The 14,118-nt window shown below is 53.4% G+C and carries 10 protein-coding genes; 4 read left to right on the top strand and 6 right to left on the bottom strand.

What is annotated here, in order from left to right; genetic code table 11:
* Positions 1 to 105: 105 nt before the first annotated feature.
* From JQC75_RS02385 to JQC75_RS02365, 5 genes are all read right to left on the bottom strand, one after another.
* Positions 106 to 1,560: an MBL fold metallo-hydrolase RNA specificity domain-containing protein gene (locus tag JQC75_RS02385; RefSeq protein ID WP_203325910.1), complete on the bottom strand. Its 1,455-nt coding sequence runs from the start codon at positions 1,558 to 1,560 to the stop codon at positions 106 to 108.
* A 97-nt stretch (positions 1,561 to 1,657) separates the two neighbouring features.
* Entirely contained in the window at positions 1,658 to 3,883 is a 2,226-nt protein-coding gene (locus JQC75_RS02380) for a bifunctional diguanylate cyclase/phosphodiesterase (RefSeq protein WP_239002068.1), read from the bottom strand.
* 104 nt (positions 3,884 to 3,987) lie between these two features.
* Complete coding sequence (gene arsJ / locus JQC75_RS02375) at positions 3,988 to 5,229, bottom strand: organoarsenical effux MFS transporter ArsJ (protein ID WP_203325909.1); 1,242 nt, start codon at positions 5,227 to 5,229, stop codon at positions 3,988 to 3,990.
* Positions 5,230 to 5,234: 5 nt separating this feature from the next.
* Positions 5,235 to 6,248 carry an ArsJ-associated glyceraldehyde-3-phosphate dehydrogenase gene (locus tag JQC75_RS02370; protein ID WP_203325908.1) on the bottom strand — a complete coding sequence of 338 codons (1,014 nt, stop codon included), beginning with the start codon at positions 6,246 to 6,248 and terminating at the stop codon, positions 5,235 to 5,237.
* Positions 6,249 to 6,277: 29 nt separating this feature from the next.
* Positions 6,278 to 6,613, bottom strand: a complete 336-nt coding sequence (locus JQC75_RS02365) for an ArsR/SmtB family transcription factor (RefSeq protein ID WP_203325907.1) — start codon at positions 6,611 to 6,613, stop codon at positions 6,278 to 6,280.
* A 638-nt stretch (positions 6,614 to 7,251) separates the two neighbouring features.
* On the opposite strand from JQC75_RS02365, the gene putP reads away from it, so the two are divergent.
* From putP to JQC75_RS02345, 4 genes are all read left to right on the top strand, one after another.
* Complete coding sequence (gene putP, locus JQC75_RS02360; protein ID WP_203325906.1) at positions 7,252 to 8,748, top strand: sodium/proline symporter PutP; 1,497 nt, start codon at positions 7,252 to 7,254, stop codon at positions 8,746 to 8,748.
* Between the two features lie 299 nt (positions 8,749 to 9,047).
* Complete coding sequence (locus tag JQC75_RS02355) at positions 9,048 to 10,151, top strand: phosphoribosylaminoimidazolesuccinocarboxamide synthase (RefSeq protein WP_203325905.1); 1,104 nt, start codon at positions 9,048 to 9,050, stop codon at positions 10,149 to 10,151.
* Between the two features lie 236 nt (positions 10,152 to 10,387).
* Complete coding sequence (locus tag JQC75_RS02350; RefSeq protein WP_203325904.1) at positions 10,388 to 12,235, top strand: M48 family metallopeptidase; 1,848 nt, start codon at positions 10,388 to 10,390, stop codon at positions 12,233 to 12,235.
* 316 nt (positions 12,236 to 12,551) lie between these two features.
* Positions 12,552 to 13,010, top strand: coding sequence for a universal stress protein (locus JQC75_RS02345; RefSeq protein ID WP_203325903.1), 459 nt, complete (start codon positions 12,552 to 12,554; stop codon positions 13,008 to 13,010).
* Between the two features lie 55 nt (positions 13,011 to 13,065).
* Here JQC75_RS02345 and JQC75_RS02340 read toward each other — a convergent pair whose 3' ends face one another.
* Entirely contained in the window at positions 13,066 to 13,992 is a 927-nt protein-coding gene (locus JQC75_RS02340) for a zinc metalloprotease (RefSeq protein WP_203325902.1), read from the bottom strand.
* Positions 13,993 to 14,118: the final 126 nt, after the last annotated feature.

The following is a 14,118-nucleotide window of genomic DNA, read 5'->3' as shown; positions in this document are numbered from 1 at the left end:
GGCGACATAGATAAAACCGGCCCGGAACGAGGCTGCATCCACTTCATGCTCTCCACCAAGGAAAGCGCCAATGATGCAGCAAGCCCAGAGACAACTCCAGCACTATCAGCCGGGATTTTTTCCCTGATACAACCAGCTGAGCCTGGGCAAAGCAGCCAAATCCAACTGATCGCCATAGCCAGCCGCACTGACCGCATTGGGCGGTTCGGGCTCATTTTCGAGAGTGGCCATTAAAATCTCCTGGGCTTCTTTTTCGCCATGCACAAGCACCAGGGGTGGCCGACCATTAAAGTGATGATACCAACGCAGGAGTTCGGCCTGGTCCGCATGGGCCGACAGCCCCCCCACGGTATGAATACGGGCACGCACATCAATGGATTGTCCACTGATGGTCAGCTTGTCTACCCCGTCCACCAGTGCCCTGCCCGGTGTCCCTTCGGCCTGATAGCCACAGATAATGATGTCGCATTCGGGTCGGTAGAGATTGTGTTCCAGATGGCAACGAATGCGCCCGCCGTTACACATGCCGCTGCCAGCAATGATGATAAGTCCCTGATGTACGTCATTCAGTGCAATGGACTCTTCGGTGCTCTGGATAAACTCCACGTTGGAGAGCAGGGGATGATTTCCCGGATGTTGACGCACAAAGCGTTTGAAATCTTCGTCCATCAAGGGAAAGTGGCGTATGTAGACCTTGGTGGCCTCTATGGCCATGGGGCTATCCAGACAAATGGTCCAGCGCGACAAATCCCAATCTTTGGCATACAAATGAAACAGATACAGCAGCTCTTGTGCCCGGCCGACGGAAAAAGCCGGGATCAGAATATTGCCGCGACTGTCACTGATGGCCTTGGCAAAAATCCCTTTGAGTTCTTCCAGTGTGGATTCCCACGTGCGGTGCAGGCGATTGCCGTAAGTTGACTCCATCAGTACCAGATCGGCAGCGTCCACCAGGTCAGGGTCCCGCAGTATGGGCATACCAGCCCGGCCCAGATCGCCGGAAAACACCACACGCTTTTGCCGCTGACCATCATCCAGCTCCAACTCCAGCAGCGCCGAACCCAGGATATGCCCGGCATCTCTGAGAGTCAGGGTCACCCCCGGAATGGGGTCAAGCCGCATGCCATATTCCAGCGGTATAAAGCGGGTCATGGCAACATCCACATCCTGCTCATCGAAGAGTGCTTCCAGTGGTTCCAGCCCTTGTTTCAGCCGCTTTTTGTTTTGCCGCTCTGCGTCCCTGCCCTGCAGCATGGCGGCATCTTTGAGCATGATACCGCAGAGATCGAGTGTGGCACTGTGGGTATAAATGGGGCCGCTGTAGCCTTGCTTAACCAACAGTGGCAGCCGACCGGAATGGTCGATATGGGCATGGGACAGTACCACAGCGTCCAGGCTTGCCGGATCGAAGGGGAAGGGTTCACGATTGCGCGCTTCCTGCTGCTTGCCCCCCTGAATGAGGCCACAATCCAGCAACAGGCGTTTACCGTTGAGTTCCAGTAAGTGACAGGAGCCTGTAACTTCCTCTGTAGCTCCCCAAAAAGTCAGGGTCATACTCATGGTATTGCCTCCTGCAATCAAGCGGTCAGTACGCCAACCGATTGCCGAAAAAGCCGTTGAAACTCAAAGAGTTTTCCAATCAATGGCCTGAACTGGCTTACTGCTTTGCACCCAACAGCGCCAAAGCCTCAGCGACAGGCAAGGGTTTGTGGAAATAGAATCCCTGCACAAAATCCACCTGCATGGATTTTAACAGTGTCAACTGCGCCTCGGTTTCAACCCCTTCAATAATCAGCTGTTTATTGAGGTCGCGCCCAATACGCAAAATGCCCTGCAGTACGGCGATTGCTTCATCGCTGTCGGTCAGGTGAGAGATAAAGGCCCTGTCTATCTTAATGACCTGAATGGGCAGCCTGAGCAGGTAACCCAGTGATGAGAAACCTGCACCAAAGTCATCCAGACAGATGATAAAGCCACTCTGATGCAGCCGATGTAACTCGCTGATGGCCCTGTCTGAGTGCACCAGTGCATTCTCAGTAATTTCCAGCTCTACCCGGTCAAAGGGCACGCCTGCACGGAGAAATTCGGCCTTGAGATCGTCGACAAAGGTCTCGTGGTGCAGTGAATTAGCAGAGATGTTCAAAGACACAGGAACATTCAACTCAGGATGCTGCGTAATCAGCTCACAGGTAGCCCGCGCCACATAGAGATCAAGACCGTAATACAGCCCCGATTTTTCCACCGCCGGAATAAAGGCTCCCGGCGGAATATTGCCCTTTTCGGGATGCTGCCAGCGGATGAGCGCCTCATAACCCACCACCGCTCCGCTGTGAATATTCACCTTGGGTTGCAGCACCAGATACAGCTCACGGTTGTCCAGCGCAATACGCAAGTCACTGAGCACAGTCATGCTGTCTCTCGATGCCTGCTCGTAACGCTTGTTGAAGGTTTCACCGGAGCCACGCCTGTGTTCTTTTGCCACCTTCAGTGCAGACTCTGCATGCCTGAGGAGCTGCTCCATATCTGGCTCCTGCCCGGCATCCAACATGGCACAGCCAACGGTAAGCCCCAATCGAATCGATTGCTCGCCTATCATCAGGGGTTTGGCGCAGCGCACCGCCAATTCGTGGGCCGTCAGCCTTGCCTCAGGCAAGAGCACGGCAAACACATCCGCATGCAAGCGGGCGATGAGGGCGCGGGTGGAAAACTCTTTGCGCAACACCCGCGACATTTTTTCCAGGATATTGTTGCCAAACTCGTATCCCAGGGACTCTATTATCTGATGGAAATAATCGATATCCACCATAAACAAACCCGCGGTTCCAAGGTCAAATTGCTTAAGGAAACTGGCGCCATACTCCACCAAACCGGCACGGTTATGCAGGCCTGTGAGCTCATCAAAAAAGGCAGCCTTGTTGAGGTGGGCAAAGAACTTGGCATTTTCCAGCCCCAGTGCCACGTTCAAACAAAATACCTGTAACAACTCCTGATCCACCTTGGTCAAGCCGGTGGCGTTTTCTGCCACTATGACCCCCTGCCAGCCAGACGGTGTCGACAGATACAAACAGCTGCAGTGGGGGTGGAACACATGCTGATGGGCGTTGAGGGTTTCCTGCACCAGTTTGCACTGCTCAAGATCAGGGTTCAGCTCATCCAGGCTCTTGCCATAGAAGGGACGGAACTTGTCACTGGCGGCGACCACAAAGAACTCATGATTACCGGAATCGATGGAAAAGGGGCCGTTCATTGGCCGTTTAGACACACAGAAAAGGCTGTCGGCTTTAATATTGAACAGGGCATCGATTTGCTCGAGCACACCACCGGCAAATTCATGGAGCGATCGTTCCTGAAACAGGTTTGCGGCGGCATTAATCACAGATCTCAACCCCTGCCGACTGCGCTCCAATGCATCCATCTGGCTGAAGCACCTCAGCCCGGTCGCCACCACGGTAAACAGCTTATTGCGTGTCAGCTCGCTCTTGGTCTTGTAGGAGTTGATTTCGTACTTGAGGATAACTTCTTCTTCGGGGGTGTATCCGGGCTGACCGGTTCTGAGCACTATTTGCAGAAGGTGATTGCCAAGCTCGTTACGAATACGGTCCACCAGCATCAAGCCGGCTTCATCGGTTTCCATCACCACATCCAGTAGCACCAATGCCATATCGGGATGTTTTTTTACCAGTTCGAAACCTTCTTTGGCACTGAATGCCGATACAAACTCCAGCGGGCGTCCAAATACACGCACGTGCTTCAATGCCAAACGGGTGACATCGTGAATGGCTGGCTCATCGTCAACAATGCCGATGATCCAGGGGGCAACAGGAGCCTCAGGCTGAAGCGGCTGTTCCTCAAGTTTACGGGCGCTGGCAAACAGTTTACCCACGTTCTGCCCCCCCGCAATTCGCAGCAACTCGCACTGACTGTTCCATTCAGGCTCCTGGATTCAAGACATGGTTCAAGTGTAGCAGCAATTAATACCCGATAATGTCAGCCGACGCTATTGTCGGGTAGTCTGAAACTGATGAAAGCGGTAACACCCAACATCAGCGCACTGGCCCATAAACAGGCTTCCAGACCATAAAACTGGAAGATGGCTCCCGATAACAATGTTCCCATCAGGCGGCCGGCGGCATTGGCCATGTAATAGAATCCCACGTCCAGCGACACCCCATCTTCATCGGCATAATGCACTATCAAAAAACTGTGCAATGCCGAGTTGATGGCAAAGAGCACACCAAAAATGAGCAGCCCTGCGAGCAACCAGTAGAGGCTTAAACTGCCCCCCTGCCCGGCATCCCCCATGGCATACAACCCCATGGCGATAGCCGCCGGTGACAGGGCCAGCAAAGCCACCCAAAAGGTGGCCTCACCACCACCGGGCAGGCGTCCCTTTCGGCGAATAAGCCCCGGAGCAGAAGCCTGTACCATGCCATAGCCAATAATCCAGGCCGCCAGAAAACTCCCGACCTGCCAATGGCTCCAGCCAAAGAGACTGGCGAGTGACACCGGCAGCGCCACCACGAACCAGACATCTCTGGCCGCAAACAAAAAAAATCGCGCTGCCGACAGGGTATTGACTCTGGCACTTTTTGAAAAAATCTCTTTGAATTTTGGCTTGTTTTTGGCCTTGCCAAGCTCATGCCTGAGGCCACTCAAGCTATCGAACCAAACCAGACCCAGCAGTATCAGGAGGATTGCAACGGCACCTGTAAAGCCAACCAGCGACAACAGCGCGCCGCCGACAAAGAAACCCACGCCCTTGAGGGCGTTTTTCGAGCCGGTAAGCAGGGCCACGTACTTGAACAGCCTGTCATCTGCACCATCCTTGGGCACCAGCATCTTGATGGCGCTCTTGGCACTCATCTTATTGAGATCTTTGGCGATACCTGACAGCGCCTGAGCCGCCATCACCCAGGCCACAGTGAGCCAGGCCGACGGCGCCAACAGCATGCCCAGAGCCAGAATCTGCAGCCCCATACCTATATTCATGGTGCGATTAAGACCAATACGGGCACCCAGCCACCCCCCTACGAGGTTGGTCACCACGCCAAAAAACTCGTAGAACAGGAACAACATGGCGATCGCCAGCGGCCCATACCCCAGCTGGTGGAAGTAGAGCACCACCAACATCCGCAGGGCCCCATCGGTAAGGGTAAAGGCCCAATAATTGGCAGTGACCAACAGGTATTGACGCTGATCCGGGGTCAGTTTATTGCGGCTGGCAAACATAGGATTTACGCCTTATCCCGTTGTCCGACCATCAACGCCAGTTCGGCCACCCGGTTGGCATAACCCCACTCGTTGTCGTACCAGCAATAGAGCTTCACCTGGGTGCCGTTAACCACCATGGTCGACAGGGCATCCACCACGCTGGAGCGGGGATCGGTGCGATAGTCGATGGACACCAGCGGTCTTTCTTCAAATCCCAAAATGCCCTTGAGTTCTCCTTCTGCGGCGGCCTTGAGCAGGGCGTTCACCTCCACCTCAGTGGTGGGTCGCTCCACTTCGAATACGCAATCAGTCAGCGAGGCATTGGCCAGCGGCACCCGCACCGCATGGCCGTTAAGACGCCCCTTGAGCTCGGGGAAAATATGGGTAATGGCAGTGGCGCTGCCTGTGGTGGTGGGGATAAGGCTCATACCACAGGCGCGGGCACGGCGCAGGTCCTTGTGTGGCGCATCCAGAATGGTCTGGGTGTTGGTGATGTCGTGAATAGTGGTCATGGAGCCGTGTTTGATACCCAGCCCCTCGTGGATTACCTTAACCACGGGCGCCAGACAGTTGGTGGTGCAGGACGCCGCAGTCACTATCGGGTGCACATCCGGGTTGTACAACTCGTGGTTTATCCCCATCACCACGTTAAGAATCCCTTCCTCTTTCACGGGTGCCGTCACCACGACCCGCTTAACGCCCTGAGCAAGATAGGCGTCGAGCACGGCCTTGGTTTTCATCTTGCCTGAGGCCTCAATCACCAGATCGCAGCCCGACCAGTCGGTTTCTTCGATGGTCTTGTTCATACTGGTGCCAATGCGCTTATCGCCAATCAGGATATTACAGCCATCGCTCGCCACCGGATGCTGCCAACGGCCATGGACAGAATCAAATTCCAGCAGGTGTGCCAGCGCAGTGGCATCCCCCGCCGGGTCATTGATATGTACAAACTCAAACGCGTCACTGTTCCATGCAGAGCGCAGCGTGAGGCGCCCCATGCGGCCAAAACCGTTGATACCTACTTTAATCTTGCTCATCTTGCCCTCTTCTCCCAATGAGACACGCATTAACAGCAGCGCCCGGGTCTGCACCCCATGGTCGCCAAACGTTGTTTTTCATCCACCAGCCAGTCTGGTCCTTTCTGCGCCAAATGGGCCAGCTGACCGGCACACCACAATGGCAAGTCGTCTGCCTGGCGGTAGTACACCCACTGGCCCTGACGCCTGTCCATCAGTAAACCTGCGTCTTTTAACAGCCGTAAATGGCGGGAAATTTTGGGCTGACTCAGATTAAGCGCCTCCGTCAGCTCACAGACGCAAAGCTCGGTTTCCACCACAATCAGCATAAGGATTCTGAGCCGGGTGTCATCGGCCAGTGCCTTAAAAAAGTTCACGACATCCATCGCCGCCTCCAGGATTACATATGGCCACCATCATATATGAAATTTCATATGTGTAAATTACACTTTTATGTCATGCCCGGCCCATCTACAGCGAGCAGGTGCACCTGTATTGGCACTGACCAACATTCATACATCAGATGTGTTAAATAACTCATACAGACTGCCAAATATCAGTAGTAGTTATTTAAATCTCACATAAAAAATTCAGAAAAATTATTCGGCCGTAAGTTACTGCCCTATGGGAAAATATTAAAGATCCGGCAACGATAAAATTAAAGCGAAAATAGACAAGAACCTATTCCAGCCTTGAAAATTCAGACAAAAATTCACATAATAGCCGGGTCAAATTCATTCGAATGCTAAAAAAGACAACATAAAAATCGTTGGCTTAGTTGGCTTTCAAATGATTTTTTCCTCAATTAACATCAATCAGTTAACAGACAAGGAAATCATCATGCCATCCTCTAACTCACAGGATCCAGACACGAAAACGTTACTGGATACTACTGCTATTAAAAATAAGCTCACTTACTCAGTTCAATTAGCCTGCTTTTGGCTAATTCTCTCAAGCTATATATTTCCGTGGCTATCAGCCAACATCAAAAATATTATCCCATCGAGAAACAGGTAATTTTTTAATGGAACACACCAGCTATATTTCGCTGACACTCTACTTTATTGCCATGTTGGCAATAGGGCTGTTTGCCTATCGTAATTCTACCGATGACCTCGCTGGCTATATGCTCGGAGGACGTCAGGTCAGCCCCCAAGTCACGGCGCTTTCCGCCGGTGCATCCGACATGAGCGGCTGGATGCTGATGGGCCTGCCCGGCGCCATGTTTACCATGGGCTACGACGCCCTGTGGATTGCGGCTGGCTTGCTGTTGGGCGCACTGATGAATTATCTGCTGGTCGCGCCCAGGCTCAGAGTGTTTACCGAAGAAGCCGATGACGCCCTCACACTGCCAGACTTTTTCAGCAAGCGTTTCAATAAGCAGAACGGCTCGGTACGGATGATTTCGGCGGCAGTCATCATCCTGTTCTTCACCCTGTACACGTCGGCGGGATTGGTCGCCGGCGGTAAGTTTTTTGAATCCGCATTTGGATTGGATTATCAAGCCGGCTTACTGATCACTGTGTCTGTGGTGGTAGCCTACACCCTGCTTGGCGGCTTCCTCGCGGTCAGTCTGACTGACTTTGTGCAAGGTTGTATCATGTTTATCGCATTGGTGTTGGTGCCGCTGGTCGCGTTGCAGGAATTCAACAGCAGCAGCGAAATGCTTGATCAGGCCGGGCGCAGCATTACGCCATTGGCCGACTCTTTTGAGCAGATGGGATTATTGGCCATCATCTCAAGCCTCGCCTGGGGTCTGGGTTACTTTGGTCAGCCCCATATCATTGTGCGCTTTATGGCAATTCGTTCGGTAAAGGACATTGCAGCAGCCAGGAATATCGGTATGAGCTGGATGTTGGTCACCATCATAGGCGCGCTGGCAACCGGACTTATCGGTGTGGCCTATGTGAATAAATTCAAGCCGGGATTGGATGACGGCGAGACTATCTTCATCCTGTTTTCCGAGATCCTGTTTCATCCGCTCATCAGTGGCTTCCTGCTGGCGGCGATCTTGGCCGCCATCATGAGCACCATTTCCTCACAGCTTTTGGTGTCATCCAGTTCGCTGTCTGAGGATGTATATCGCGCCCTGTTTCACAAAGAGATGGATCAGAAAGCCACTGTGACCGCAGGTCGCATCGGCGTGCTTGCGGTGGCGGCTGTGGCAACCCTGCTGGCACTGGACAATAACGCCAGCATTCTGTCTCTGGTCGGCAATGCCTGGGCAGGCTTTGGCGCCGCCTTCGGCCCCCTTGTGCTGCTGAGTTTGTTCTGGCCCAGAATGACCCACGGCGGCGCAGTAGCAGGCATCATCAGTGGTGCGGGCACGGTACTTGTCTGGAGTCAGTTGCCACTGCTTGAAAATGGTCAGCCCCTGTCCAGCCTCATTTATGAAATTGTGCCCGGATTTATTGTCAGCGCCACCACCATAGTGCTTGTGAGCTATGTGGGGCGGGAACCCTGTAAGACTACCCAGGAAGCCTTTGAGGTTACCCGGGAAAAGCTCAAACAAGCCACCTGAACCATCCCAGCCCGCCCCTTTGGCGGGCCTTTTTGAATCTAACCCAGCGAACAGTCTTTTAGCTGTATGGGCTACCGCCGCCATGGCAAATTTTCCCAATCGTTGTAAAATACCCCATCTTTTGCAGTGGGCAGATAGTCAGTGAGCCATCCCAATCACAGTCTGGATACCAAACGCATTTCTCTTAATGCGCTCTTGTATCATGCGCTGCAATCCCCGATATCCCGGGAAACAGGTACAAAACATAATAAGCCTGCCCGACTTAACACTTACCCCACACATTCAGAGGAATACTCGTCATGAGTCTTGCTGATTCCGTACTGGCCGTGAACAACGACCTGCCCATCCGTACCGACAAACCTGTGCACAGCGGCAAGGTTCGCAGCGTTTACTGGCTGACCGAAGCCGACAGCGCCCGCCTTATCCGGGAGCGCGGCTACGATGTGCCCGCCGACACGCCCTTGGCTATCATGGTGATCTCTGACCGTATCTCCGCCTTCGATTGCATCTTCCACGGTGAAGGCGATTTGCGTGGTATTCCCGGCAAGGGCGCGGCCCTCAACGCCATCTCCAATCACTGGTTTGGCTTGTTCAAAGAAAACGGCCTCGCCGACAGCCATATCCTTGAGATCCCACACCCCTTCGTGTGGATAGTGCAAAAGGCCCGGCCCATCAAGGTAGAGGCCATCATCCGCCAGTACATCACAGGCTCCATGTGGCGCGCTTACCAAAAGGGCGAACGGGTATTTTGTGGCATCACGCTGCCAGAGGGTCTGGAAAAAGATCAAAAGTTGCCAGAGCTTTTGATCACCCCGTCTACCAAGGGCATTCTCACCGGTATCCCCGGCGTGCCTGAACAGGACGATGTGAACATCAGCCGCGCCGATATCGAAGCCAACTTCGAAGCCTTTGGTTTTGAAAAGAAAGAAGATATCGACCTGTACGAAAAGCTGCTCAAAGAAGGTTTTGGCGTAATCTCCGAGGCGCTGGCCAAACTCGATCAGGTGTTTGTGGATACCAAGTTTGAATTTGGTTACGTCACCGACCGCAACGGCAATTCCAAGCTGATTTATATGGATGAAGTGGGCACACCGGATTCTTCCCGTATTTGGGACGGCGCCGCCTACCGCGATGGCAAGATTGTGGAAAACTCAAAAGAAGGTTTCCGCCAGTTCCTGCTCAATCACTTCCCTGACCCGGACATCCTGCTCAACAAAGACCGGATGAGCGAACGTGAAGCCCTGGCCCGCGACAACGCCCTGCCACTGGATGCCATGATGAATGTATCCCGCACCTACACAGGCATCGCAGAGAAGGTAACAGGCCGCAAGATTGAACTCTCCGACAATCCCAAGGCAGAAATCATCGCCATCCTCAAAGCGCAGTACGCTTTGGTGGATTAAGGCTTACGCGCTCTGAAACAAAGCGCTTTATGCCTTACAAGAAACCCCGGCCAATGCCGGGGTTTTTGTTTAGCTGACGACCTTCAGCCTGCCCAAGCCACCGAGACTAAAGCCGAGCCATCCTCCACTGTACAAGCGGTATCACTTCCAAGCTTACCGCATAAAAGTATTGCCAAAGCAGCCACTTATAATCATAGTGGCATTAGGAAGAGGAAGATCAAGATGAAGGCATAGCCATGGAATTCAATCAGGGAACACTCGACGAGCTGATGTTAAAGGCCCAACAGGACCTCACCAGCGACCAGCAAAGCTACAAACGTAAACTCAACCTCTATGTGTTGATGGCATACGGCGTCATCCTGTTATTGCTGCTGCTCTTTGTCGGCCTGGTGGCAGGCACTGTGGGACTGGCGTTCACAAGCTCGGTATTCCTGGTGTTATTACTCAAGAAAAAGCTGATTATTCCGCTGCTGATTATCGGCTGGATGCTGGGAAAAGTGCTCTTTCTCGGGACAAGTAAACCCGAGGGATATCGCCTCAGACGCACCGAGGCTCCTCTGCTGTTTGGTTTGGTGAATGAGCTGACCAAAAGCCTCAATACCCCCAGAGTGCACAACATCATTATCACACCGGAATTTAACGCCGCCATGGCGCAAACGCCCCGCTGGTTTGTGGGCGGCCCCACGGAGAACACGCTTATCATAGGGCTTGAGCTGCTCATGTCGCTGTCCAAAGAAGAGCTCAAGGCGGTATTGGCCCACGAACTTGGGCACCTGAGCGGCGACCACGCCAAATTCAACGGCAAGATTTACCGGGCCCGCGCCATGTGGGAGCAGATGATGCACAGCTTCGAAAGCTCCGGCTCCATGGTTACCTATCCCATGCGCAAGTTTTTCAGCTGGTATGCGCCGCGCTTTTCGGCCTACTCATTCGCACTGGCGAGACTCAACGAGTATGAAGCCGATTTGTCTGCCGCCAAGCACACCTCGGCAGCCACTTTTCAATCAGCATTGGTAAAAACTTCACTGCTGGCCGAAATCACAGACGAGGATTTCTGGCCGCAATATTACCGCCGCGCCTATGAGCAACCCGCCCCCGATATCCTGCCCTACACTGCCTTCAAGCAGTTTATGGATGCCGGTGAATTTGGTGACCTGCCACTGCGTCTTGCAAAGGTCATGGCCGAACGAACCTCACCCCACAATACCCACCCCTGTACCAAAGACAGGGTAGAAGCTCTCGGTACATTCAACGCCGAAGTGCTTAAGCTCAGGGAAAACAATGCCTGGCAATTGCTCGGCAAGTCGGCCCATAAAATCATTAAAGAATTCAACGATAATTGGCTGATGTATAACGGCCAGGAGTGGCAATTCCAGTACCAGCTTGCGCTGGAACAATTGGCTAGACTCAAGCTGCTTGATCAAATGGATCCCAATCAGCTATCGCTGGATCAAAAGGAGGAACTGGCGTTCCTTTTGGATAAGTTCCAGCGAGACCCGGAACGGGTCGTGGCACTCTACGATGGCATCATGGCATCCAAACCCCATGATCTCGACACGGGTCTGCGTTTGGCGCAGCTCTATGCCAAAGCAGGTAATCCGCGTTGTCTGCCGCTATTCCGGGCCTGTCTTGCCAAGGATGAGCTGGTTAACGACGCCTGCATGGGCGCCTATGGCTACTACCTGCATCTGGGCGATGGCAATCAGGCCAACGAGTGGCTGGATAAGCTGGTGGCCCACGGTGAGATAGCCGAGCGCGCCAGACAGGAGCGCATCACGGTAGGCGCGAAAGACCCCTTGATGGCACCAACCCTGCCTAAAGAAGCCATAGATGCACTCGCCGCGCGGCTGATTGCGATAGGCAGGGTCGAGGATGTGTGGCTGTGCCAAAAATCGGTCCAGTACTTCCGTGACAGCCCTGTGGTGGTGCTTGCCATCAAGGTGGGCGGCTGGACCGGTAAAGACGAGGTACTGGAGCAATGCTTTGGGCAATTCCCCGCCGATTGGACCAGTTTTATCGTGACCAAGGATATGGACTCGGCGCTGTTTAAAAAGGTGCAAACCAAAGGCTCTCAGATTATTTAAAACCAACCTCCACAAGCGCTTATTTTCGATATACCAACAAAAGGCACCCCATGGGTGCCTTTTCTACTGCCTCGTACACGCCTGCTATTAAAGATTAGGGTAGCGAATGCGCGCTACGCCTTGCTGGATTAAGGTAAAAAGAGCGTTAAAACGTCGAGTGTAAGCCCATACAAGAAACCCCGGCCACTGCCGGGGTTTTTGTTACCTTAAAATTGCGTTATCCCTTGTATCAGCCACTCCGGCAAACCTTTGGCCGAGGGAAAAAACACTATAATTTAAAGTGCCCTTCCCCTACATTCAGCCAAAGGAGGGAAGTATGGACAAGCAATATATTCTCTATCCAACAGACTTCTCAGAAAGCTCAACCCACGCCTTGCAGCAGGCACTTGATCTCGCCAAAATGAGCCATCAAAAACTGCGCCTCTTGCATGTGATAAGCCGTCCTTACGGCGATGACATCACCACAGCGCCGCACCACGAAGACAACTTCGGCATAGTGGTAGCCAACGCCAAAGAGCAGCAGGCCCATTTAGCCGCCTATGCAACAGAAAGGATCCGCGCCTTGCTGGCAGACTTGCCTCCAGATCAGGAAGTTGAAATCCAAATAGACAAGGGAAATGCCACCAGCCAGATCCTCGCCGAGGCGGCAAGGGAGGATGTTGCCATGGTCGTCATTGGCTGCCACCATCATGCCCCTTTCACCCACTGGCTACATCCCAATGTAGCAGCGCAGGTGGTGAACAAAGCCCACTGTCCCGTATTGGTGGTCAGGTAAGGCGACTTCTCCAACAAAAAAGGCACCCGAGGGTGCCTTTTGACCATTCCAAAGATTAGAGATTACGGTAGGTGAAGCTCAGTTCATCGGCGCGATGGGCCTGACCTTCCGAGAACTCATACATGCAGGAGTCGTCGGTGTAATCCATGAAGTTGGTGATGGGGTCCAGACCGGGATAACGGCTACCGGCGCAGGAATCGCGGTTCACCGGACAACCATAAGCCGGGCTGCGCTCGGCTGGGGTATCAGCCACATAGTCACCGTTGCCACTGCAGCCACCCTGGAAGGTGTGATATAGCCCCAGCCAGTGGCCCACTTCATGGGTGCCTGTATCGCCTTCGTTATAGGGTGCGGCACTGCCGCCGGGCAGGCTTGAGTAGAGCACAACCACACCGTCATTCACCGGATCGGATGCATAGCTGCTTGGGAAGGTTGCCCAGCCAAGGAGGCCGCCGCCCATGTTGTTGGTGTAGAAGTTGAGGTCTGAGGCATCGCCCTGGCGCAGCGCCGCCTTCATTTCCTTCTCAGCGGTTGAACCATGGGTAGCCGTGTACCAGCTGTTGTTGGCGGTACGGGTGATACCTGCCACTTTAAAGGTAAAGGGCGTATTGGCATAAGCATCGTTCAGCACGTTGATTTGGGAATTTATTGCACCTGCAGACAAATCACCATTGCCGCCGTTATCAGTGATTACGTGCATATACACATCCACCACCACGCTGCCATTGGCACGAGGCTGGTAAGTGCTGCCGCCGCCACCGCCTCCGCCACCGGGCTTACCTTTAGCGGCCTTCAGGGTTTGAAAATGTTTCTCACGTAATTCGGCTTCCTGGATGCTGGGCTGCTTGGTACCACAGCGCAGGAAGGATGCATTGGGATTGGCATTGTCGAAGGCATTGTCGTTTTTGGCATTGCCAATCGCAGGCACTGTAGCCAAACCCAGTGCCATTATCAGGGTAGAGGTCTTTGCAATAAAGCTCACAATGGGCTCCTTGTTTTTATCTTGTTAGTCAAATCACGGCGAACCGTGCGACACAGACACCAACGACGCAGCCTGAAACGGCACAAACTACATGATGTAACCCTAAAGCTAGCGAATCACTCCGTG

The organism is Shewanella litorisediminis, from assembly GCF_016834455.1.
In the GTDB taxonomy this organism is placed as follows: Bacteria; Pseudomonadota; Gammaproteobacteria; order Enterobacterales; family Shewanellaceae; genus Shewanella; species Shewanella litorisediminis.
The sequence above is the reverse complement of the archived record's forward strand: the minus strand, read 5'-3'. Positions and strand labels throughout refer to the sequence as shown.

Excerpts from the sequence above, each read along its gene's own strand:
- JQC75_RS02385 (WP_203325910.1), bottom strand. The coding sequence starts at position 1,560 with ATGAGTATGACCCTGACTTTTTGGGGAGCTACAGAGGAAGTTACAGGC.
- arsJ (WP_203325909.1), bottom strand. The coding sequence starts at position 5,229 with ATGTTTGCCAGCCGCAATAAACTGACCCCGGATCAGCGTCAATACCTG.
- JQC75_RS02370 (WP_203325908.1), bottom strand. The coding sequence starts at position 6,248 with ATGAGCAAGATTAAAGTAGGTATCAACGGTTTTGGCCGCATGGGGCGC.
- JQC75_RS02365 (WP_203325907.1), bottom strand. The coding sequence starts at position 6,613 with ATGGATGTCGTGAACTTTTTTAAGGCACTGGCCGATGACACCCGGCTC.
- putP (WP_203325906.1), top strand. The coding sequence starts at position 7,252 with ATGGAACACACCAGCTATATTTCGCTGACACTCTACTTTATTGCCATG.
- JQC75_RS02355 (WP_203325905.1), top strand. The coding sequence starts at position 9,048 with ATGAGTCTTGCTGATTCCGTACTGGCCGTGAACAACGACCTGCCCATC.
- JQC75_RS02350 (WP_203325904.1), top strand. The coding sequence starts at position 10,388 with ATGGAATTCAATCAGGGAACACTCGACGAGCTGATGTTAAAGGCCCAA.
- JQC75_RS02345 (WP_203325903.1), top strand. The coding sequence starts at position 12,552 with ATGGACAAGCAATATATTCTCTATCCAACAGACTTCTCAGAAAGCTCA.